General features: G+C 67.6%; 20 protein-coding genes and 1 tRNA gene. 12 read left to right on the plus strand and 9 right to left on the minus strand.

Annotated features, from left to right (window positions below; genetic code table 11):
* Positions 1-25 precede the first annotated feature (25 nt).
* Both sciP and LZK98_RS03405 read left to right on the plus strand, forming a co-directional pair.
* The gene (gene sciP, locus LZK98_RS03400; protein WP_233784959.1) at positions 26-325 is read left to right on the plus strand and encodes a CtrA inhibitor SciP; all 300 of its coding nucleotides are present in this window, start codon (positions 26-28) and stop codon (positions 323-325) included.
* Positions 326-495: 170 nt separating this feature from the next.
* Complete coding sequence (locus LZK98_RS03405) at positions 496-747, plus strand: GlsB/YeaQ/YmgE family stress response membrane protein (protein ID WP_233784960.1); 252 nt, start codon at positions 496-498, stop codon at positions 745-747.
* 66 nt (positions 748-813) lie between these two features.
* Here the strand turns inward: LZK98_RS03405 and LZK98_RS03410 are convergent, their stop codons facing one another.
* Positions 814-1,530, minus strand: coding sequence for an SIMPL domain-containing protein (locus LZK98_RS03410; RefSeq protein ID WP_233784961.1), 717 nt, complete (start codon positions 1,528-1,530; stop codon positions 814-816).
* A gap of 115 nt (positions 1,531-1,645) precedes the next feature.
* Positions 1,646-1,909: a GlsB/YeaQ/YmgE family stress response membrane protein gene (locus tag LZK98_RS03415; RefSeq protein ID WP_233784963.1), complete on the minus strand. Its 264-nt coding sequence runs from the start codon at positions 1,907-1,909 to the stop codon at positions 1,646-1,648.
* A 335-nt stretch (positions 1,910-2,244) separates the two neighbouring features.
* Here LZK98_RS03415 and LZK98_RS03420 point away from each other — a divergent pair, with 335 nt between their 5' ends.
* From LZK98_RS03420 to LZK98_RS03430, 3 genes are all read left to right on the plus strand, one after another.
* Positions 2,245-3,450 carry an efflux RND transporter periplasmic adaptor subunit gene (locus LZK98_RS03420; protein WP_233784964.1) on the plus strand — a complete coding sequence of 402 codons (1,206 nt, stop codon included), beginning with the start codon at positions 2,245-2,247 and terminating at the stop codon, positions 3,448-3,450.
* The gene (locus LZK98_RS03425; RefSeq protein WP_233784965.1) at positions 3,447-6,605 is read left to right on the plus strand and encodes an efflux RND transporter permease subunit; all 3,159 of its coding nucleotides are present in this window, start codon (positions 3,447-3,449) and stop codon (positions 6,603-6,605) included. Before LZK98_RS03420 ends, LZK98_RS03425 begins: the two co-directional genes overlap by 4 nt.
* A 242-nt stretch (positions 6,606-6,847) precedes the next feature.
* Positions 6,848-8,056: a DUF445 domain-containing protein gene (locus tag LZK98_RS03430; RefSeq protein ID WP_233786497.1), complete on the plus strand. Its 1,209-nt coding sequence runs from the start codon at positions 6,848-6,850 to the stop codon at positions 8,054-8,056.
* Between the two features lie 119 nt (positions 8,057-8,175).
* Here the strand turns inward: LZK98_RS03430 and LZK98_RS03435 are convergent, their stop codons facing one another.
* Positions 8,176-8,850 (minus strand): HAD family hydrolase, encoded by a 675-nt coding sequence (locus LZK98_RS03435; protein ID WP_233784966.1) that lies wholly within the window; start codon positions 8,848-8,850, stop codon positions 8,176-8,178.
* Between the two features lie 62 nt (positions 8,851-8,912).
* Between LZK98_RS03435 and LZK98_RS03440 the strand changes: the two genes are divergently transcribed.
* The 4 genes from LZK98_RS03440 to LZK98_RS03455 are packed head-to-tail and all read left to right on the plus strand — an operon-like array spanning position 8,913 to position 12,393.
* A complete protein-coding gene (locus LZK98_RS03440; protein ID WP_233784967.1) occupies positions 8,913-10,019 on the plus strand; it encodes an ABC transporter permease in 1,107 nt (368 codons plus the stop codon).
* Positions 10,019-10,822, plus strand: coding sequence for an ABC transporter ATP-binding protein (locus tag LZK98_RS03445; RefSeq protein ID WP_233784968.1), 804 nt, complete (start codon positions 10,019-10,021; stop codon positions 10,820-10,822). The genes LZK98_RS03440 and LZK98_RS03445 overlap by 1 nt, the downstream gene beginning before the upstream one ends.
* 9 nt (positions 10,823-10,831) lie before the next feature.
* Positions 10,832-11,812, plus strand: a complete 981-nt coding sequence (locus tag LZK98_RS03450) for an MlaD family protein (protein ID WP_233784969.1) — start codon at positions 10,832-10,834, stop codon at positions 11,810-11,812.
* Complete coding sequence (locus LZK98_RS03455) at positions 11,809-12,393, plus strand: ABC-type transport auxiliary lipoprotein family protein (protein WP_233784970.1); 585 nt, start codon at positions 11,809-11,811, stop codon at positions 12,391-12,393. Before LZK98_RS03450 ends, LZK98_RS03455 begins: the two co-directional genes overlap by 4 nt.
* Positions 12,394-12,521: 128 nt before the next feature.
* Here LZK98_RS03455 and LZK98_RS03460 read toward each other — a convergent pair whose 3' ends face one another.
* The gene (locus LZK98_RS03460; RefSeq protein WP_233784972.1) at positions 12,522-13,367 is read right to left on the minus strand and encodes a peptidylprolyl isomerase; all 846 of its coding nucleotides are present in this window, start codon (positions 13,365-13,367) and stop codon (positions 12,522-12,524) included.
* A 79-nt stretch (positions 13,368-13,446) separates the two neighbouring features.
* On the opposite strand from LZK98_RS03460, the gene LZK98_RS03465 reads away from it, so the two are divergent.
* From LZK98_RS03465 to LZK98_RS20515, 3 genes are all read left to right on the plus strand, one after another.
* Positions 13,447-13,537, plus strand: a tRNA-Ser gene (locus tag LZK98_RS03465).
* 182 nt (positions 13,538-13,719) lie between these two features.
* Positions 13,720-14,808, plus strand: coding sequence for a tyrosine-type recombinase/integrase (locus LZK98_RS03470; protein ID WP_264757864.1), 1,089 nt, complete (start codon positions 13,720-13,722; stop codon positions 14,806-14,808).
* Between the two features lie 19 nt (positions 14,809-14,827).
* Positions 14,828-15,061 (plus strand): hypothetical protein, encoded by a 234-nt coding sequence (locus LZK98_RS20515; RefSeq protein ID WP_264757865.1) that lies wholly within the window; start codon positions 14,828-14,830, stop codon positions 15,059-15,061.
* Between the two features lie 414 nt (positions 15,062-15,475).
* Here the strand turns inward: LZK98_RS20515 and LZK98_RS03475 are convergent, their stop codons facing one another.
* The 5 genes from LZK98_RS03475 to LZK98_RS03495 all read right to left on the minus strand — a co-directional run bounded on the left by LZK98_RS03475 (position 15,476) and on the right by LZK98_RS03495 (position 20,939).
* On the minus strand, positions 15,476-15,679 hold the full coding sequence (locus LZK98_RS03475; RefSeq protein WP_233784974.1) for a hypothetical protein: 204 nt from the start codon (positions 15,677-15,679) through the stop codon (positions 15,476-15,478).
* Between the two features lie 35 nt (positions 15,680-15,714).
* Complete coding sequence (locus LZK98_RS03480) at positions 15,715-15,951, minus strand: winged helix-turn-helix transcriptional regulator (RefSeq protein WP_233784975.1); 237 nt, start codon at positions 15,949-15,951, stop codon at positions 15,715-15,717.
* Positions 15,952-16,046: 95 nt separating this feature from the next.
* A complete protein-coding gene (locus tag LZK98_RS03485) occupies positions 16,047-19,163 on the minus strand; it encodes an efflux RND transporter permease subunit (RefSeq protein ID WP_233784976.1) in 3,117 nt (1,038 codons plus the stop codon).
* Complete coding sequence (locus LZK98_RS03490) at positions 19,160-20,242, minus strand: efflux RND transporter periplasmic adaptor subunit (RefSeq protein WP_233784977.1); 1,083 nt, start codon at positions 20,240-20,242, stop codon at positions 19,160-19,162. The genes LZK98_RS03485 and LZK98_RS03490 overlap by 4 nt, the downstream gene beginning before the upstream one ends.
* A gap of 79 nt (positions 20,243-20,321) precedes the next feature.
* On the minus strand, positions 20,322-20,939 hold the full coding sequence (locus LZK98_RS03495; RefSeq protein ID WP_233784978.1) for a TetR/AcrR family transcriptional regulator: 618 nt from the start codon (positions 20,937-20,939) through the stop codon (positions 20,322-20,324).
* Between the last annotated feature and the right edge of the window lie 41 nt (positions 20,940-20,980).

Consider the following 20,980-nt stretch of genomic DNA (forward strand, 5'->3'; position numbering starts at 1 on the left):
GCTTGTCCCAGTATTGAGGGTTGGAATGATCGAGAACCAGAAAATCCGGCCAGCCAAGGTGATCGGCCCGCTCGGCGAGCCGCTGACCCTGGACACGCTGCCGCCGCCCGACACCACCCGCTGGGTGGTGCGCCGCAAGGCCGAGGTGGTGGCCGCGGTCAACGGCGGGCTGCTGACGGTCGATGAGGTCTGCGATCGCTACGACCTGACCGCCGAGGAGTTCGCGGGCTGGCAGCGCGCGATCGATCGTTCCGGGATGCCGGGCCTGCGCGTCACGCGCATTCAGCATTACCGCTCGCTCTACGAGCGCCAGCAGAAGTTCTGAGCGCTTACCCATTGCCGGGAATCGCATGTGGCCCGCCGTCCCTTTCGGGGGATGGCGGGCCGCTCTGTCATGTGCGACAGTCAAAACGCGAGCGGAACTAATCCCACGCATCGCGAGTCATGCACAGCGAAGGTCGGTCGAACGGCCCGGCTCAATGGAGGGACTTGAATATGGGCATCATCATCTGGCTCGTTATTGGCGGCATCGTCGGCTGGCTCGCCAGCATCGTCATGCGCACCGATGCGCAGCAGGGCATCGTCCTGAACGTCGTCGTCGGCATCGTCGGCGCCTTCATCGGCGGCCTGTTGTTCGGCGGCTCGATCAATCAGGCGGTCACGCTCTACACCTTCCTGGCATCGCTGGTCGGCGCGATCATCCTGCTCGCGATCGTCAATCTGGTCCGCCGCGGCACCGTCCGCTGACCGGATTGGCCGGAAAGGTTGGGAGAGGAGGGGCCGTCCGGCGTCGTCGGACGGCCCCTTTTCACGTCACTTGAGCAGGAAGCGCACCGTGACGCTGACCGTCACGTCCTGCTCGCCTGCGGCGATCTTGGTGTCGGCTTCCGGCGCTGCGGCCGCCATGCGCGCCATCATCATCGGCACGGGGGGAGGCGGCATGGCGCCGCCCTCGCTGATCGAGACGATCCGCTCGACCCTGAGGCCGGCCGCTTTGGCATAGAGCTCGGCCCGCGCCCGCGCCTTGGCGACGGCGTCGGTGCGCGCCTCGTCCTCCGCCGCCTCGGGCTGGTCGATGGTGAGGTTGGGGCCGTCGATCTGGTTGGCGCCTTCCTTCACCAGCGCATCGAGGATCGCGCCGCTCTTGCCGATGTCGCGGAAGCGGACCTGGACGGTGTTCGAGGCCTGGTAGCCGGTGATCACCGGCGCCTCGTTCTGCTGGTAGCGATACTGCGGCTGCAGCGCGATGTTCGCGGTCTGGACGTCGCGCTCGGCGACGCCGGCACGCTTCAGCGCCGCGAGCACGCGCGCCATGCGCTGGGCATTGTCGGCCAGCGCCGCGGCCGCGGTCGGCGACTGGCTCACCACGCCGGCGCGGATGATCGCGACATCGGGGACGCGGGTGGTCTTGCCGGTGGCGGTCAGGTCGAGCAGCGTGCCCTCGGGCAGCAGCACCGGGGCGGTCGCAACCTGCGCATGCGCCGCGACCGGCGCCGCGAGGGCGAGCGAAAGAACGGCGGGAAACCGCATGAAATCCTCCTCAGCAGTATGACGTCGGCAGTAAGACGGAGGCCAGACTAGCTGGCCTCAGCCAACCGGTAATGAACGGCGCCTACAGCTTGCGGAAATGCGCCTGAGGATAGATTCAGGGCGTGCGGCGCCTCGTCACCACTCGATAGAGCGCCAGCAGCACGATCGCCCCGACGGTTGCCGCCGCATAGTTCGCGAATCCTCCCTGGATTGAGATGCCCGCTGCCTGTGCGGCGAAGCCGGCGAGCAGCGCGCCGACGATGCCGATCAGGATGGTCACGATGATGCCGCCGGGATCCTTCCCCGGCATGATCCACTTACCCAGAATTCCCGCCACAAGACCGATCAACAACCAGCCGATGATACCGCGTTCGGGCATTTTCTGTCTCCCATGTGGTGCGCGTCGACTGCGCGCGGAGCGGAGCGTCGCTCCTGAGGCGCGGCAACGCAACCATTTCTTGAACGAAACGCTTCGGAACTAGTCTTTACGAGCGGTATGATCGTGCGGGTCTTCCGCGGCAGACCGACGCGGCGTTGCTCCAGAGTCGCAGCGGCCTAGCCATTTCTTATACACGACCTCTGCCGCGATTGCCTTTCGGCACCGGAATCGTCATGAAGCCGCGCTCTCAAATGACCCGCTTGAGGTCGGTGACTTATTCATATAATACAGCACCGCATGAACGCCTGAGGGGGGCGTGACGGAAAGTGGCGCATATGAACTACGAGACGAAGATGGTGGGCGGCGAAGCGGGCGGCTATGCGGCCTTGCCCGGCGAGGTCGCGCCGCCGCGGCGGCGGCGCTGGCTGATCATCGCCGCGATCGTCGCGATCGTCGTCGTGCTCGCCGCGGCCGCGATGTTCATGCGCGGCGGCGCTGCCGAAACGTCCAAGGGTAAGGCCGGCGCTGCCAACAGCCAGATCCCGACCGTCACGGTCGCAGTCCCGGGCCGCTCGTCGATCCGCAACGTCATCGCCGGCACCGGCAGCCTCGCCGCCAAGCGCGACATGCCGGTCGGTGTCGCCGGCGAGGGCGGCATCGTGACGCGCGTGTTGGTCGAGCCCGGCCAATGGGTCAACGCCGGCCAGGTGCTGGCGACGGTCGACCGTTCGGTGCAGGTGCAGACCGCCGATTCGCTCGCCGCGCAGATCCGCGTCGCCCGCGCCGATGCCGAGCTCGCCCAGTCCAACTATGATCGCGCCAAGCAGCTCGTCAGCAACGGCTTCGTATCCAAGGCCGATCTCGACCAGAAGGCGGCGACCCGCGACGGCGCGGTCGCGCGCGTCCGGGCGGCCGAGGCCAGCTACAAGGAAGCGCTGGCGCGCAACCACCGGCTCGACATCCGCGCGCCCACCGCGGGCCTGATCCTCACCCGTCAGGTCGAGCCGGGCCAGATCGTCAGCTCCGGCAGCGGCACGCTGTTCCGCATGGCGATGGACGGCAAGATGGAGATGCGCGCCCAGCTGAGCGAGGCCGACATCCAGCGGCTCCACGTCGGCATCCCGGCCGAGGTGCGCCCGGTCGGCACCGACAAGGTGTTCCGCGGCACCATCTGGCAGATCTCGCCGGTGATCGACCCGCAGACGCGCCAGGGCATCGCCCGCATCGAGCTCGCCTATGATCCGGCGCTGCGTCCGGGCGGCTTCGCCTCGGTCCAGGTCGTCTCCGGTGCGGCGGTGGCGCCGCTGCTGCCGCAGTCCGCGGTTCAGAGCGACGTCACCGGCAATTTCGTCTATATCATCGACGACAAGAATCAGGCGGTACGGCGCAACGTGACCACCGGCGAGGTCTCGGACGAGGGCATTGCCATCACCAGCGGGCTTTCGGGCACCGAGCGGGTGGTGCTGACCGCCGGCGCGTTCCTCAATCCGGGGCAGAAGGTCATTCCGGTCCTCAAGAAGGCGGAGCAGGCGAAACCATGAGCTTCCGGAACATCTCGGCCTGGTCGATCCGGAACCCTGTTCCGCCGATCGTCCTCTTCCTGTTCCTCACCATCGCCGGGCTGGTCAGCTTCTGGCGGATGGACGTCAACAACGATCCGGACATCGATTTCCCGATCGTGTGGATCTCGATCTCGCAGCCGGGTGCGGCGCCGAGCGAGCTCGAGACGCAGATCACGCAGCAGGTCGAATCGGCGGTGCGCAGCCTTCAGGGCATCGACGAGATCAACTCGACGGTGACCGAGGGCCAGTCGCAGACGATCGTCCAGCTCGACATCGGCATGCCGGTCGACCGCGCGGTCGAGGACGTGCGCAGCGCCATCCAGCAGATCCGCGGCAACCTGCCCGACGGCATCCTGGAGCCGCAGATCGGCCGCGTCGACACGTCGAGCGACAATGACGTCGCCAGCTTCACCGCGCTCGCGCCCGACATGACGGTCGAGCAATTGAGCTGGTACATCGACAACACGGTGCGCAAGGAGCTGCTGTCGATCTCCGGCATGTCGGCGGTGAACCGCAACGGCGGCGTCGACCGCGAGATCCGGGTGATTCTCCACCCCGACAAGCTCCAGTCCTATGGCCTCACCGCCAGCCAGGTGAACCAGCAGCTTCGCCAGGTGAATCTCGACGCGGCGGGCGGCAAGGCGGAGATTTCCGGCTTCGAGCAGGCGGTGCGCGTGCTCGGCAACGCCAAGGATGCCTATACGCTCGGCCAGACCCAGATCGCGGTGGGCGGCGGGCGCACGATCCGCCTGTCCGACATCGCCGACGTCAAGGACCTCTACGCCGAGCAGAAGAGCTTTGCGCGCTTCAACGGCAACCAGGTGATCTCGTTCGACATCCAGCGCGCCAAGGGCGCGTCGGACGTCACCGTGTTCCACGCCGCCGAGAAGAAGCTGAAGGAGCTCGAGAAGACCAATCCCAAGGTCCATTTCGAGCTCCTGTTCAACCAGAGCAAATACGCCGAGGAGCAGTTCCACACCGCCATGGAGGCGATGGTGGAGGGCGCGGTGCTGGCGGTGCTGGTGGTGCTGCTGTTCCTGCGCGACTGGCGCGCGACGATCATCTCGGCGCTGGCGATCCCGCTGTCGGCGATCCCGAGCTTCTGGTTCATGGACCTGATGGGCTTCACGCTCAACCAGATGACCTTGCTCGCGCTCAGCCTGGTCGCGGGCGTGCTGGTCGACGACGCGATCGTCGAGATCGAGAACATCGTGCGCCACATGCGCATGGGCAAGTCGGCCTATCAGGCCTCGATCGACGCCGCCGACGAGATCGGCATCGCCGTGCTCGCCACCACCATGTCGATCGTCGCGGTGTTCCTGCCGGTCGGCCTGATGCCGGGCATCTCGGGCCAGTTCTTCAAGAATTTCGGCCTCACCGTCGTCGCGTCGGTGCTGATGAGCCTGGCGGTCGCGCGCATGGTGACGCCGATGGTCGCGGCCTATTTCCTCAAGGCGCACGGCCATGCCGAGCACGCCGGCGGACCGGTGATGGGCGGCTACCTCAAGCTGCTCAGCTGGACGCTGCGCCACCGCTGGTCGGCGGTGGTCGCGGGCATGATCGCGCTCGGGCTCACCATCTGGCTCGCCTTCTCGGGCGTGATCCCGATGACCTTCCAGCCCGAGCAGGACCAGGACGACGTCACCGCGACGATCGAGATGGTGCCGGGCACCTCGCTCGAGCAGACCCAGGCGGTGGTGACGCGCGTCGCCAACCTGCTGCGCCGCGAGCCGGCCGTGGAGAGCGTCTATGAGCGCGCCTTCGTCGGCAACGGCCGCGTGATCGCGATGCTCAAGAAGAAGCGCGACGAGAAGAGCACGCAGTTCGAGCGCCGGCTGGCGCCCGAGCTGCTCAAGATCCCCGATGCGCGCGTCGGCTTCCGCTCGCAGTTCGGCTGGGGATCGAGCGGTCGCGACCTCACCATCACGCTCGGCGGCGAGGATCCCAAGCTCTTGACCCAGACCGCGCTCACGCTGGTCAACCAGATGTCGGGCATGAAGCAGGTGGTGGCGCCGCGCATCGCCGGCGACCTCAACCGGCCGGAGATCGTGATCCGCCCGCGGCTCGACCTGGCGGCCGATCTCGGCGTGACCACGGCGGCGCTCAGCAACGCGATCCGCATCGCGACGCTCGGCGACATCGACCAGAACAGCGCGAAGTTCTCGCTGTCGGATCGCCAGATCCCGATCCGCGTGGCGTTGCAGGAAAGCGCGCGGGCGCGGCTGTCGACGATCAAGAACCTGCCGGTGGCGACCGAGAACGGCGGTTCGGTGCCGCTCGGCGTCGTCGCCGACATCGGCTTCGGCGCCGGCCCGACCAAGATCGAGCGTCTCAACCTGCAGCGCCGCCTGATCGTGGGCGCCGACCTCGCCCAGAACCCGGCGACCGGCAAGCCCTATGTCTCGGGCGACGTGATGAAGCAGATCCACGCGCTGCCGATCATGAAGAACCTGCCGGTGGGTGTCGGCGAGCTCACCGTCGGCCAGGCCAAGTGGCAGGCGGAGATGATCACCAACTTCCTGATCGCGCTGGCGTCGGGCGTGTTCCTGGTGTTCGCGGTGTTGGTGCTGCTCTACCGCAGCTTCATGTCGCCGCTGGTCAACATGGGCTCGCTGTTGCTGGCGCCGTTGGGCGGCCTGATCGCGCTGGCGATCGTCGGGGAGCCCTTGTCGATGCCGGTGCTGATCGGCGTGCTGATGCTGTTCGGCATCGTCGCCAAGAACTCGATCCTGCTGATCGACTTCGCGCTGGAGGAGATGAACAAGGGCGTCGACATGTTCACCGCGCTGGTCGACGCCGGGCACAAGCGCGCCCAGCCGATCGTGATGACCACGGTGGCAATGGTCGCCGGCATGGTGCCGACCGCGCTGTCGCTGTCCGGCGACTCGTCGTGGCGCGCGCCGATGGGCACGACGGTGATCGGCGGCCTGATCCTCTCGACCGTGCTGACGCTGGTGATCGTGCCGGCGAGCTTCAGCCTGGCAGTGGGGATCGAGCGCTGGATCGGGCCGAAGCTCGGCCGCCGCCTGCTCACCTATCGTCCGGGCGACGACGGCAAGCCGGTGATCGAGCATCAGCCGGGCGGACGCATCGGGCACAAGCCCGGCGACGGCGAGATTCAGCCGGCGGAATGAGAGTCTGTTTGTAAAGGCGGCACCGGCCCGCTCCCCCACCCGGCCACCCAACGGCAGTATCTTATGGGTGGCCGGGTGGGGGAGCGGGCCGGTGCCGCCGAAATGCGCCGTCAGGCGCATTTCCAAACAGACTATAAGAGATGCTTGAACAATCCCCGGTTTCGGGGATTGTTTCGGGCATGACGCTCGCGCCGCGCGCTCTCAACCTCAACGGAAGCGCGGCGCCGCCTGCGCTGAGGCGGATGCGGCTGGTCGCGACCGGGCTGTTGGTGGCGATGGCCGGCGTCTATCTCGCCGCGCGCTATTTCCAGCCGGTGCATCCGGCGATGGGTTTCGTCCGCGCCTTTGCCGAGGCGGCGATGGTCGGCGGCCTCGCCGACTGGTTCGCGGTGACGGCGCTGTTCCGCCATCCGCTCGGGCTGCCGATTCCGCACACGGCGATCATTCCCAGGAACAAGGATCGCATCGCCGGCGCGCTCGCCGCGTTCCTGCGCGACAATTTCCTGATCCCGCGCGTGGTGGCGCGGCGGATGCAGCGGGTCGACCTCGCCGGTGCGGCGGGGCGCTGGCTGGCCAATCCTTCGCCATCGGGAGAGGGCAAACTGCGGCGCGGTGCGAGCCGGCTCGCCGCCGACGTGCTCGAATCGCTCGACCAGGAGCGATTGGGCGGCATGGTACGCGGCGCGCTGGCGGGGCGGCTGCGCGCGCTCGACGTGGCGCCGCTGCTGGGACAGGCGCTTGCCGCGGCGATCGCCGACAACCGCCATGTGCCGCTGCTCGACGGCATCATCCGCTGGGCAGGGCGCGTGGTCGAGGCGAACGAGCCGATCGTCCGCGACATGGTGCGCCAGCGCGCCGGCGCGGTGCTGCGCTGGACCGGGCTCGACGCGACGCTGGCCAACGCGATCCTGGACGGCCTCACCAAGCTGGTCACCGAGATGGCCGAGAACCCGGACCATCCCCTGCGTGAAAAGGCGGAGGAGGGGCTGGCGAAGCTCGCCGACGATCTCCAGCACGATCCGGCGATGCAGGAGCGGGTGGCGGCGTTCAAGGACGAGCTGCTCGACAATCCCGCGCTCGCCGATTGGTGGCAGGGCGTGTGGGAGCAGCTGCGCGCGGCGATGCTCAAGGCCGCGCGCGATCCCGATGCGGTGATCGCCGGCCGCTTCGGCGAGGCGCTGCGCCAGCTCGGCACCACGCTGCAGCAGGACGCGAAGCTCGCCGCGACGATCAACCGCTTCGCCCGCCGCGCTGCGGTCGGCACGGCGGCCGACTATGGCGACGCAATCGTGCGGCTGGTGTCGGACACGATCCGCGGCTGGGACGCGCGTACCATCACCGGGCGGCTCGAGAATGCCGTCGGCCGCGACCTCCAGTATATCCGCATCAACGGCACGCTCGTCGGTGGTCTGGTGGGTGTGCTGATCCACACGGTGGATGTGGCGCTGTGATCTACGCACTCTCCCGCCATGCCGGACTTGTTCCGGCATCCACGGTGCAACAATGCACGGCACTATGCAGGGATGGGTGGACCCCGGAACAAGTCCGGGGTGACGGATGGGGCGAGGGGCTAGCGCCAATCCAGAATCGGCCAGCCCCGCTGCGTCGCCAACGTGCGGAGCGGACCGTGCGCATTCACCGCGAATGGCTCGTCGGCCCATTCCAATGCCGGCGCATCGGAGACATGGTCGCTGTAGAAGCGGATATGGGCGTCGTCCCGCGCGATCCCCTGCGCCGTCAGCCACGCCTCGATCATCCGGAGCTTGGCGGGGCCGTAGCAATTCTCGCCGGCGATGCGCGGCAGGATCGCGTCGTCAGGGCCGCGCTCGCTGCCGGTCGCGATCACGTCGTCGAAGCCCAGCCGCTTGGCGATCGCGCCGACGTAGAAGGCATAGGATGCGGTCGCCATCACCAGCCGGTAGCCGGCACCGCGATCCTCCGCGATCCGGCGTCGCGCGCCATCGAGCACGCCGCGCGCGAGCAACTGGTCGGCGAAACCCTCCGCCAGCGCCTCCGCCTGCGCCGTGGCCAGCGACCGGCCCAGCATCCAGCGCTGCGTCGCCTGCTTGAGGCCGGCGCGGTCGATCAGCCGCGCGCCATAGGCGAGCGTCGCCAGCCCCGCCGCCGGCCACATCACCGTCCGCCACCGCCCACTGCGCGCCACCGCGAAGCGCAGGAAACGCGTCCAGGTGGGATCGCGCGTGATCGTCTTGTCCATGTCGTAGATGGCGATGCGATGCGGCATGAGGGCGCGCTTCGCACCCTTCTCCTTGCGGCGCCAGCCGAATGTAGTGCAAGGACGGCGCGATGAGCGCACCGGCCGACTTCGTCGAGGATGCCGCCGACGGCGGGACGCTGCGCTTTTCCGGCAATCTGTCGCTCGCGTGCCTCGGCGACGTGCCCGAACGGCTGAATGCGCTGACGGGCGAGGTGAAGCGGATCGACCTCTCCGGCATCGATCGCATCGACACGATCGGCGCCTGGGTGATCCATCGTTTCGCGCGCGATCGCGGCGCCAGCGTCGACGGGCTCTCCGCCGACGGGAAGCACCTGCTCGACCAGGTCGAGAACGCCGACCAGCCGATCGCGATGCCGGAGCGCCCGCTGCCGGCGTTCCTGCGCGTGATTGCGCAGGTCGGCGAAGCGATCATCACCGCGGCCAAGACGCTGGTCGGCCTGCTCGGCTTCATGGGCGCGACCGTGCTCGCGTTCCTGACGCTGATCCGCCATCCTTCGCGCTTCCGCTTCAACGCGACGGTGCAGCGGTTCGAGGTGGTCGGCGTCACCGCGCTCGGCATCATCGGGCTGATGAGCTTCCTGATCGGCATCGTCATCGCCCAGCAGGGCGCGGTGCAGCTGCGCCAGTTCGGCGCCGAGGTGTTCACGATCAACCTGGTCGGCCGCATCACGCTGCGCGAACTCGGCGTGCTGATGACCGCGATCATGGTCGCCGGCCGCTCGGGCTCGGCCTTCGCGGCGCAGATCGGCACGATGAAGCTGACCGAGGAGATCGACGCGATGCGCACGATCGGCGTGTCGCCGATGGAGGCGCTGGTGGTGCCGCGCACGCTGGCGGCGGTGCTGATGATGCCGCTGCTCGGCTTCTATTCCTCGGTGATCGCGATCATCGGCGGCGGCTTGTTGTGCTGGGTCAGCCTCGACATCCCACCCGTCACCTTCGTCCAGCGCATCCGCGAGGTGGTGCCGATCACCGACCTCTACGTCGGCCTGGTCAAGGCGCCGGTGTTCGGCGCGATCATCGCCATCGCCGGCTGCTTCCAGGGGATGCAGGTCGAGGGCGACGCCGAACAGGTCGGCGCCCGCACCACCGCCGCCGTGGTGCAGGCGATCTTCCTGGTGATCGTGCTCGACGCCTTCTTCGCCGTCTTCTTCACCTGGATCGGCTGGATCTGATGGCCGACGAGGACATCGTCGTCCGTGTCCGCGGACTCAGGAACAGCTTCGGCGAGCAGGTCGTGCACGAGAATCTCGACCTCGACGTGCGCCGCGGCGAGATATTGGGCGTGGTCGGCGGCTCGGGCACCGGCAAGTCGGTGCTGATGCGCTCGATCATCGGCCTGCAGACCCCCGACGCCGGCGAGGTCGAGGTGTTCGGCGAGCCCACCATCGGCCGTGACGACAACGAGACGATCGACATCCGCAAGCGCTGGGGCGTGCTGTTCCAGGGCGGCGCCTTGTTCTCGACGCTCACCGTCTCGGAGAACGTCCAGGTGCCGATCCGCGAGTTCCATGGTGATATGGACCCGGTGCTGATGGCCGAGATCGCCGCTTACAAGGTGGTGATGGCCGGCCTGCCCGCCGACGCCGGCCCCAAGTTTCCCGCCGAGCTCTCGGGCGGCATGAAGAAACGCGCCGGCCTCGCCCGCGCGCTCGCGCTCGATCCGGAGCTGCTGTTCCTCGACGAGCCGACCGCGGGGCTCGACCCGATCGGCGCCGCCGCGTTCGACGATCTCACTCGCTCGCTGCAGAAGACGATGGGACTCACCGTCTTCCTGATCACGCACGATCTCGACACGCTCTACGCGATCTGCGACCGCGTCGCGGTGCTGGCCGACAAGAGGGTGATCGCGGTCGGCACGATTGACGAGCTGCTGGCCCTGGATCACCCCTGGATCCAGGAATATTTCAACGGCCCCCGCGGCCGCGCCGCGACGGCGAGCGTCGCGCGCGCCGGGGAACGGGCGACGGCACGATGAGGTAAGGCCATGGAAACGCGATCCAACCATGTCCTGGTCGGCGCCGTGACGCTGATCCTGCTGCTGACGCTGGCGGCGTTCACCGTCTGGCTGTCGCGCTGGGGCAGCGCCGAGGCGAAGGAGTACGACATCTTCTTCAAACAGTCGGTCGACGGGCTCGCCAAGGGTTCGGCGGTGGCCTTCTCCGGCGTACCCTCGGGCCAGGTGAAGGACATCGCGCTCTACAAGCCCGATCCGCAGTTCGTGCGCGTGCGCATCACCGTGAACGAGGAGACGCCGGTGCTGGAGGGCACCACCGCCAGCATCCAGGGCGTCGGCTTCACCGGGGTCAGCCAGATCCAGCTCGACGGCGCGGTCAAGGGCGCGCCGCCGATCCGCTGCCCGAGCCGCGACGCCTCCGCCGCCTGCCCGTTCGGCGTGCCGGTGATCCCGACCAAGCAGGGCGGGCTCGGTGCGCTGCTGAGCTCGGCGCCGCGGCTGCTCGAGCGGCTGACGACCTTGACCGAGCGGCTGACCGAGCTGCTCTCCGACAAGAACCAGGCATCGATCGCCGGCATTCTCGCCAACACCAACCGCCTGACCGACGCGCTCGCCGATCGCGGGCCCGAGATCGCGGCGACGCTGGCTCAGACGCGCGTCGCGATCCAGCAGGCGGGCGACGCCGCGGAGAAGATCGGCGATCTCGCCGCGACCAGCAACGGTCTGCTCCGCGACGATATCCGGCCGGTGGTCGGCAACCTCAACAAGGCCGTTGCCGCCGCCCAGCACAGCATGGAGAGCCTCGACGGCGCGATCGGCGATGCCAAACCCGCGATCCAGGGCTTCTCCAAGACCACGCTGCCCGAGATCAACCAGCTCATCCAGGATCTGCGCGTGATGTCCGCGTCGCTCTCGCACGTCGCCGAGAAGATCGATCAGGGCGGTGCCAGCTCGCTGGTCGGCTCGCCCAAGCTGCCCGATTACAAGCCCCGGAAGGGAGAGCGCCAATGAAGAAGCTCGCGATCCTCGCCCTGCTGCCGTTGGTCGCCGCCGTCGCGGGCTGCATCCGCTTCGGCGCCGAACCGCCGCCGTCGCTGCTGACGCTCAACACCCAGGCGGCGCTGCCGGCCGGCGCGGTGCCGGGCAGCGGCACGCCGGTCGCGGTCGTGGTGCCGTCCGCGCCGCAGGAGATCGCGACGCAGCGCGTGCCGGTCCGCGCGACCGACACCAGCATCGCCTATGTCAAGGATGCCGTCTGGGTGGAGCCGCCCGCGCGGCTGTTCGCGCGCCTGCTGTCCGATACGCTGATCGCGCGCACCGGGCGGATGGTGGTGTCGGGGCGGCAGGCGTTTTCCAATCCCGGCGCCACCCTCGGCGGCGAGCTCAGGAGCTTCGGCATCGACGCCGCGGGCAACCAGGCGGTGGTGATCTACGACGCCAGCCTGATCCGCGAGCAGGGCGGCAAGCTGGAGAAGCGCCGCTTCGAGGCGCGGGTCCCGGCGAGCGCGATCGAGCCGGGGCCGGTGGGCGTGGCGCTCAATCAGGCGGCCAATCAGGTCGCGACCGAGGTCGCCGACTGGGTGGGGCGCTGAATCTAACGTCACCCCGGCGAAGGCCGGGGTCCCACCAAGCCTCCAGCCCGATACTCGAACCTCTTGTCCGACGATTGCGGCACAGTGGACCCCGGCCTTCGCCGGGGTGACGAATGCTGGTTCTTCGCCTACGGCGCCCGGCGCACGCCGATTGCCAGATCACAGACATTGGCGCCGACCGGCACCGTCGGCGGCTCCGGCGTCTCGCGCGATTTGATGTAGGCGGCGAAGCGAGCGTTATCCGTCGCCCGATACTGGAAATGCGGCCGCTCGGCGGCCGGCAGCTCACTCGCCAGGCGCACGCTGACGATGCCGGTGCGCTCGGCTGCCGTGGCATAGACCCCCATCGGGGCCTCGCTCCGGGGCAGCGACGACAGGTTGGCCATTCCCTCGATGATCCGCCCCACCACCGTGTAGTTGCGGTCGAGCCGGCGCGCCGACTGGCCGATCGGCGTGAACAGCTCCGATCCGCTGCCGGTGTTGGGCAGCGCGTCGCGTGCGACTCCGACCGAGCCGTAGCAATGCGTCAGCCACGCCTTCTTGCCATCGGTCGCGATCGGCCAGCCGTCCGCGGTGAAGCCCGAGGCCGACGAATAGGCGTCGGCCTTCCCCATCCGCTGCGCCGCCTCGAACGCGCCGATCTCGAACTCGGCGGCGGGCGAGGGCACGACGTCCGCCGGCAGCGGCTTCTTCTCTGTGGGATCGCCCCACTGAGCCACCCAGTTCTCCTGTACGCGATAGACGCTCTCGCCGTCCCACCAGCGCGCGGCGATCAACCGCTTGATGTTGGCGACGTGCTCGGGCGCGAACCGCGGCGCGAGCCGGACCGCGACAGTGCGGTTGCCGGTGAGCGAGATCACCATGATCTCGTCGTCGGGAATCGCGCGCCAATCCTCGGGTGCGGGATCATAGGGCTTGGGCGGCGTGGCAGGGGCGGCTTGCGCGAGCAGCGCGGCGAGGATCGGCATCAGCATGAGCGGAACGTCGCACGCACGCGAAGGTCGCGCAATCGCTTGCCTCCCGGCCGCGCGTCCCTTAGGGCGCTTCGCTCGCGGAGCGGTGGCCGAGTGGTCGAAGGCGCTCGCCTGGAAAGTGAGTATACGGCAAAACCGTATCGAGGGTTCGAATCCCTCCCGCTCCGCCACCAACCCCTCCACAGGGGTTCGTAAAAGACCACTGGGATCGACCTTTTCTCCCTGATTACCGATGTTTAGCTGACCAGATCGGCCATGGCCGTCCGTATCCGTCCGAGCCCATTTGGTGATTCGGCGGGATCGGAACGTGGTACGCGCGGTCGAAAAACGTGGTACTTTTGGGAGATCGACAATGCTCAGCGAATCCAAGGTCCGCGCGGCCAAGCCGCGTCCCAAGCCCTACAAGCTCAGCGATAGCAATCGCCTATTTCTTCTCGTGACCCCGAGCGGCGGTAAGCTCTGGCGCTGGACCTATACCTATGACGGCAAGCAGAAGGGCATGGCGTTCGGCGCCTACCCTCATGTGTCCCTGGCCGACGCTCGGGCCAAACGGGATGAGGCTTATACCCAGCTTTGCGAGGGCCACGACCCGTCCGTGGTGAAGAAGCTCAAGATCGAGGCCAATATCGAAGCGGGGCGTCAGACGTTCGAGCGGGTCGCACGCGAATGGCATGAGAATGCCAGGGCGCAGTGGGCGGCAATCCACGCGAGCGACGTGATCCGCAGCCTGGAGCGGGACGTCTTCCCCACGATTGGTGCGCTTCCCATCGCGCAACTGACGCCGCCGCTCGTGCTGGGCGTGCTGCGGGAGGTCGAGGCGGGCGGATCGATCGAGACGGCCAAGCGCATCCGGCAGCGTATCTCCGCCGTCTTCGTCTACGCGATCGCGCAGGGCATCGCGGCGACCGATCCCGCCGAGAAGCTGGACGCCGTCCTCAAGCCGCTCCGCAACGGCCGACAGCCCGCGATCACAGAGCTCGCGCCGCTTCGCAAGATGATCATCACGGCCGAGGAGGACTATGCCCGTCCGATCACGCGTCTGGCGCTGCGCTTCCTCGCCTTGACTGCGGTGCGCCCGAGCGAGCTGCGGGAAGCCCGCTGGGACGAGTTCGAAGAACTGAACGGCAAGGAGCCGCTCTGGCGCATTCCTTCGGCCCGCATGAAAGGGGACCTTAATCGCAAGGAGGAGGTCGACGGCGATCACCTCGTCCCACTCGCTCACCATGCGGTTTCGGTGCTCAAGGCCCTCTGGCCGCTCACCGGCACCGGCGAGTTGCTGTTCCCGAGCAATCGCCATACGCATCGGCCGATGAGCGAGAACGCGATCGGCTATTTGCTCAACCGTGCCGGCTATCACGGCCATCATGTGCCGCACGGGTTCCGCGCCGCGTTCTCGACGATCATGAACGAGTGGGGCCGAGCGGCATGGCAAGGACCATGACCGCAAGGTCATCGACCTGATGCTGGCCCACGTCCCCAAGGAAAAGGTCGAAGGCGCCTACAATCGCGCCGCCTACATGCCGCGCCGGCGTGAGCTCGCACAGGTTTGGGCGGATATGCTGAGCGATGGCCTTCCCGATCCGGGCGCTCTTATCGATCGGCCGGTGAAGGCAATCGGGCCGCGGTCACGGCGGTCGTTTGCGCCGCTCGTTGACGGCAACTTCCGATTTCCGGCTCGTCGCCGGGCGGCATGACGAAAGTGGCGGGGCATCGCCCCGCCGCAACGATAAGAGATAGAGCGTTCCGACCACGGTGCGCCAGCCTGCCGCCTCCGCTTCGTCTCAACATCGTGCGCTCAGCCGCAGCTACTCTTCATTCCAATATGCACGATATCGTTCGATTTACTATTGGTTGCTGGCCGATGGGCGAAGGCGGGGGCCGCGAAGATTCAAACTACCGGTCAACAGGATTGCCGCACCGCGGCCGGGTGCCTCCGCGCATGTCCAAACCCCAGGGCTAAAGGCGGCGGCGCATGTCCAAGCATGTTTCTCACGCCCGGCTTGGAGCGGTTTGGGGCTGGCCTCAGCTGCGTCAAAACAATCGAATTATATCAGCATTATAATGTTCTTATAATCTCGTCCCACGCTACACATTTCGTCTGCCCGAGATCACCGTGGCGCCCTGCGCGGCAATTGGGAGAGATTCGTCTCGGGGCTGCCAGGCGGGGTCTCGGGCCTCTTGCCGAGATCGACCATTGCGCGTTCCAGCCGCTCGAACCGCGCCGTGATTTCGGCGAGTGGATCATAGTCTGCAGCCTCGGCGATCACCTTGAAAGAGCGCCAGATCCGGCGCGCGGTTCCCATGAGCTTCATCGCGATTGCTCCTTTTCCGGGACCGGCCTGTTGCATTACGCCGCTCGCCAGCCTGCGAGCGCGTCGAGGGACGGTCTCAAGGCAGTGGCGAGCGTTGCAAGCGTGTAGACGTGGCTTGCCCGTGGCGGCGGCAGATAGTGCCGCTCGACCAGCCCCGCGCGTTCCAGCGCGCGAAGCCGGTCAGTCAGGATGTTCGCACTGACGCGCGGAATTGCGGTTCTCAGGTCCGCGAACCGGTGCTCGCCGGCATTGAGACAAAGCAAAATCTGCAATGTCCAGCGCCCCTCGATCTTCTCGAGCGGATCCCCGCCCGGGGTGGCGATCCCTCGGCAGGACATCCCAGATGGATCGACGGGTTTAGCTATGCTCACGCTGCTGCCACCACCATCGCCGCTGCCGGCGGCGGACTCTGCTCGCCTGGCTTGATCCGGTACCAGAGCGCATAGAGCGCGGGCAGGAACACCAGGGTCAGGACCGTTCCGACCAGCGTGCCGCCGATCAGCGTGAAGGCCATCGCCCCCCAGAACACCGAATGGGTGAGCGGCACGAAGGCGAGGACCGCCGCCAGCGCCGTCAGGATCACCGGCCGTGAGCGCTGCACCGTCGCCTCGACCACGGCATCGAACGGCGTCCGGCCATGCTCCTCATTCTCATGGATCTGCCCGATCAGGATCAGCGTGTTGCGCATCAGGATGCCGGCCAATGAGATCAGCCCCAGAATGGCGTTGAAGCCGAACGGCTGACCGGTCAGCAGCAGCGTCGGCACCACGCCGATCAATCCGAGCGGCGCGGTCAGCAGCACGATCGTCATCGCCGAGAAGCTGCGGACCTGCAGCATGATGACGATCATCATCAGCAGGATCATGATCGGGAAGACCGGCGCCAGCGCGGCATTGGCCTTGCCCGCCTCCTCGATCGAGCCGCCCATGACGATGTGATATCCCGACGGCAGCGTGTCGATCACCGGCCGGAGCTTCCTGAACATCGCGGTCGAGACGTCGGGCGGCTGCAGGCCGTTGGCGATGTCGCCGCGCACGGTGATCGTCGGCATGCGATCGCGACGGAGCAGGATCGGATCCTCCATGCGCAGCTCGAGCGTGCCGATCTGGCTGATCGGCACGCGCTGGCCGTTCGTCGCGGTCAGCGTGAAATCGCCGATACGCGCCGGATCAAGCCGCGCCCCGCCGGCGGAGCGCGCGACCATGTCGACGGTGCGGATGTCCTCGCGGACCTGCGAGACCGTCACGCCCGAAAGAAGGAACTGAAGCTGCTCGCCGACATCGCCTGAGGTCAGACCCATCGCGCGCAGTCGGTCCTGATCGAGCACGAAGTGCAGCGTCGGCACGAGCTCGCCCCAATCGGTGTTGACGGTGCGCATCATCGGATCCGCGACCATGATCGCGCGGACCCGCTCGGCGATGGCGCGCACCTTGTCGACGTCGGGACCGCTGACGCGGAACGCCACCGGATAGGGTGAAGGCGGGCCAAAGACGAGCTGCGTCACCCGTACCCGCGCCGCGGGAGCGAGACCGTCGGCTACCGCCTGCCGCAAGCGCTCCTTCAAGGCGTCGCGTGCCTCCTCGTCGGGCGTGCGCACGACGATCTTGGCGAAGGACGGGTCGGGCAGTTCGGGCGAAAGCGCCATGAAGAAACGCGGTGCACCCTGCCCGACATAGGCGGTAACGACCTGCGCCTCCGGCTGTTTGCGCAGCCAGGTTTCGACCGTTCCCGTCGCGGCGCTGGTCTGCTCGATCGAGGTGCCCTTGGGCATCTGGACCTCGACCAGAACCTCGGGGCGGTCGGAGGTGGGGAAGAACTGCTTCTTCACCAGCGCCATGCCCGCGCCGGCGACGAGGAACGCGACCAGGGTCGCGATGGTCACCAAACGGTTGCGTGCCACCGCCCAGCGGATCAGACGACGCACCCTTTGGTAGCGCGGCGTCTCGTAGATGGCGTCGTGGCCGCCTTCGACCGGCTTGATCGCCGGTAGCAGCTTGACGCCCATATAGGGCGTGAAGACCACCGCCACGACCCAGGAGGCGAGCAGGGCGAAGCCGACGACCCAGAAGATGTTGCCGGCATATTCTCCCGCCGTGGACTTCGCGAAGCCGACCGGCATCAGGCCGATCACCGTCACCAAGGTGCCCGCCAGCATCGGTGCAGCGGTGTGGCTCCATGCATAGGCCGACGCCTTGATGCGGTCGAACCCCTCTTCCATCTTCACGACCATCATCTCGATCGCGATGATCGCATCATCGACGAGCAGGCCGAGCGCCAGGACCAGAGCGCCGAGCGTGATACGGTCCAGCACCCTGTCGGTCGCCCACATGATGACCAGGACGATCGCAAGCGTCAGCGGCACCGCGCCCGCCACGACGATGCCGACCCGCCAGCCGAGTGCGATGAAGCTGACGATCATCACGATCGCGAGCGCTTCGAAGAACGTCCGCATGAACTGGTCGACCGCCGCCGAGATGTTCACCGACTGGTCGGTCACGGGATCGAGGACCATCCCGAGCGGCAGCTCGGACGAGATCGCCTGGACTTCGGCCTTCAGCGACTTGCCGAGATCGAGCCCGTTCCAGCCCTCGCGCATCACCACGCCCAGCAACAGGGCTGGTTCGCCCTGGTTGCGGATCAGGAAGGTGGCCGGATCCTCATAGCCGCGACGAACCTCGGCGATGTCCGCCAGGCGCACGGTCTTGCCATTGGCGACGATCGGCAAATCGCGAATCTTCTCGAGATCGTCGAACGCGCCGTCGAGCCGCACCAGCACCTGCGGCCCGTTGGCCTCGATAGCGCCGGCCGGGGTGACCAGGTTCTGCTGGGCCAACGCCGAGAATATCGCGCGCGGCGCGATCCCCAGCGTCGCCAGCCGGTCCTGCGCGAACTCGACATAGATGCGCTCGGGCCGTTCGCCGACGATATTGACCTTCTTGACGCCGGGGACGTGGAGCAGCCGCTGGCGCAGCGCCTCCGCCTGGCGGGCAAGCTCGCGCTGCGGCTCGCCCTTCGCCTTCAGCGCATAGAGTGCGAAGGTCACGTCGCCATATTCGTCGTTGACGAACGGACCAGCGACGCCGCGAGGTAGCTTGGGCGCCTCATCCTGCAGCTTCTTGCGCGCCTGGTAGAACTGCTCCTGCACTTCAGAGGGGGGCGTCTGGTCGCGCAGGATCAGCGTGGTGAAGGCAAGGCCGGGCCGGGTGAAGGTTTCCGCGCGATCGTACCAGCGCAGCTCCTGCAGCCGCTTCTCGAGCGGCTCGGCGACCTGATCCTGCATCTCCTGCGCGGTGGCGCCAGGCCAGGCGGTGACCACCGTCATCTGCTTGATGGTGAAGCTCGGATCCTCGGCGCGGCCCAGGCTGAGGAAGGCTACGATCCCGGCGAGCGTGATGGCGATGATGAAGAACAATGTGACCGCCCGCTCGCGGACGGCGAGGGCGGACAGGTTGAACTTGTCCCTGGGCTCTTGGGTCTCGCTCAATGGACCGCTCCCGCCGCGATGCGGACCTGCTGGCCCTGGTGGAGCATGTGCGCGCCCAGCGCGACGAACCGCTCGCCCGGCCGCAGCCCGGCCGTCACGGTCGCGGACTCCTCGCCGATCGTAGCCAGTTTCACCGAACGCCAGTTGACCTTTGGGCTCGCCCGGCCGGCAATCACCCAGACCCCCGGCCCTTGTCCGCGATCATAGATCGCGCTGAGCGGAACCGAGAGCGTCGGTGCCTGACCGGGTACGCCCAGGCGGATCGTGACCGTCGAACCCAACGGGGCGGCCGCGGGAGCGCCGGCAAGGACGAAGCGCGCCTCGAAGGTCCGCGTCGCCGGATCGGCCGCATCACTGAGCTGCCGCAGCCGCGCGGTGCCGCCAAGCCCGCTATAGGTCCGCGCCTCCGCCTCCGTGCCCAGCGCGGGCCGAAGCGTCTCGGGCAGCGCGACGATCGCTTCGCGCGGGCCTGAGCGCGCAAGCCGGACGACGGTCTGGCCGGCAGCGACCACCTGTCCCGGCTCGGCCAGCGTCTCGGCGACGGTGCCGTCCGCGTCGGCGACGAGCACCGTATAGCCGGCATCGTTCCGGCTGACGCGCGCCTGCGCCTCGGCGGCGGAGAGCTGCGCGCGTGCGGCAAGGGCCGCAGCCTTTGCCTGGTCATAGGCGGAAGCCGATACCGCCCCTGCCGACACCAGATCGCGGTAACGCGCCTCGTCGGCGGCGGTCTGGACCGCGCGGGCGCGTGCGGCGGCGACGGTGCCGGCCGCTGCCTGCGCCACGAGCGTATAGTCGGTCGGGTCGATGCGCATCAGCGGCTGCCCACGGCGGACGACCTGCCCGGCGTCGACCAGCCGCGCCACCACCTTGCCCCCGACTCGGAAGCCGAGGTCGCTCTGCACCCGCGAGCCGACGATGCCGGTGAACTCGTGATTCGCGCCCTCGGCCGCGCCGGCTGCAGCGATTCGCACCAGCGGCGGCGCGGTGCGCGGATCGGCGTCCGATTGCCCGCATCCGGCCAGCGCACCGGCTGCCAGTCCAAGGATCCCGACCGTTCGGGCGCAAGACGATATCGACACGCAGGTTCCTCCTGTCCAGTCGGAACCAGATGTCATCAAGTGACCAATATGTCAACTAGTCACAAGCAAGCGCTCGGCCTCAAGGCGCGAGACTGCGCAGCACCAGCCCGGTCACCTCGGTCTGCGCATCGGGCAGAAGGTCGAGGCTGCGCTCGAGGAAAACCGGGTCGATGAAGGGCAGGAAGGCATAGAAGATCGACCGGCGGGTCTCGTCGAGCGGGGTCTTGCGCTCGAACTCGCCATTCTCGCGGCCTTCCTTCAGGATCTCTTCGAGCAGGCTCTGCAAGCGCTCGGTATAGGCCCGCACGACCTCCCAGTTTTCGGACGAGGCATTGACCGCGAGCTCGTAAAGCTTGCGATCGGAGAAGAGCAGCTCGACGGTTGCGGTGGTGGCGGTTTTCGCAAATCTGCGCAGCTTGTCGGTTGCGTCCTGTCCCTGATCCACCGCCTCCCGGACCTGGTCGAACAGCCCGCTCACGCACTCGTCGCAGATCGCCTCGCCGATCGCCTGCTTCGATTCGAAGAAGCGGTAGATATAGGCCTTGGAGAAGCCGATCTCGCGCGCGAGATCCGAAACTGTCGTCTTGGTATAGCCATAATGCGCGAAGCATTCGCGCGCTGCCTTCACGATCTGGTCCCGTACCGAATGTTCCGCCGGCCCGCGCGCGGCGGCCTTGCTTGTGCTCTGATTTTTCATGGCGGCATCCATAGCGCCAAAAGCCCGGATTGACAAATTGT

The organism is Sphingomonas cannabina (assembly GCF_021391395.1).
GTDB lineage: Bacteria > Pseudomonadota > Alphaproteobacteria > Sphingomonadales > Sphingomonadaceae > Sphingomonas > Sphingomonas cannabina.